Source organism: Bradyrhizobium diversitatis, from assembly GCF_016031635.1.
Taxonomy (GTDB): Bacteria; Pseudomonadota; Alphaproteobacteria; order Rhizobiales; family Xanthobacteraceae; genus Bradyrhizobium; species Bradyrhizobium diversitatis.
The window spans coordinates 1-692 of sequence record NZ_JACEGD010000111.1 but is presented as its reverse complement, the minus strand read 5'-3'; the positions used below and the strand labels follow the sequence as shown (position 1 = coordinate 692).

Annotated in this window: 1 pseudogene; it reads right to left on the bottom strand. The window is 69.9% G+C overall.

What is annotated here, in order from left to right:
* Positions 1-692 (bottom strand): annotated as a pseudogene (locus tag H1B27_RS39670) (lytic transglycosylase domain-containing protein); the annotation flags it as partial.

The following is a 692-nucleotide window of genomic DNA, read 5'->3' as shown; positions in this document are numbered from 1 at the left end:
ACCAGCCGCTCGGCATTGGCGCGGTCGCCGCGCGCCAGCATCGCCTTGGCGAGCGTGAAGCGGCCCTTAGCGGAGATCGGAGATTCGTTCTCGAACCACGACCACGCGACCGAATCGTCGCGCCTGTCGTCCCACATCGCGGCCTCGAGGCGCCGGCGCAGGAAGGTCTGCGACGGCCAGGTCGGATTGGCGGAGATGAAGGCGCGATAGCGTTCCACGGTCGCGCCGTTGTCCTCGCTGCGCAGGATGATCCATTCGGCGAGCTTTCGCGCGACCGGATCCGAAATGCCGGCCGCGGCATCGGTGGCATCGCCGGCCTTGCGCTTACGTACGAGCTCGATGACGCTCTCGAGCGTGTCCTTGTCGGCTTGCGACGTCGATGATGTCGCCGCAACCGCGGCCGGGATGACCGGCTTGCGTGGCGCCGCATGCTGGCGGGTCGCGGGGGCCAGCACGGGAGCTGCGAGCGGCCTGGCGGAGGCCGGGGCAGTGGGCCTGTCGGTGGCCGCCACGGGTGCGGTCTTTGCAGGCTTTGCGGTCTTGGGCGGCGATCCGTTGCTCGCCGGGTGTGACTTCGGCGAGGAGACCGCTGCCGCGGGTTTCGGCTTGTCCTTCGCCGGTTCCTTGGCGGCGGCATCCTTGGCTGGCGTCTTCGCGCCTTCCTTGGCCGGGGTGCCACCCTTGCTCGCGCC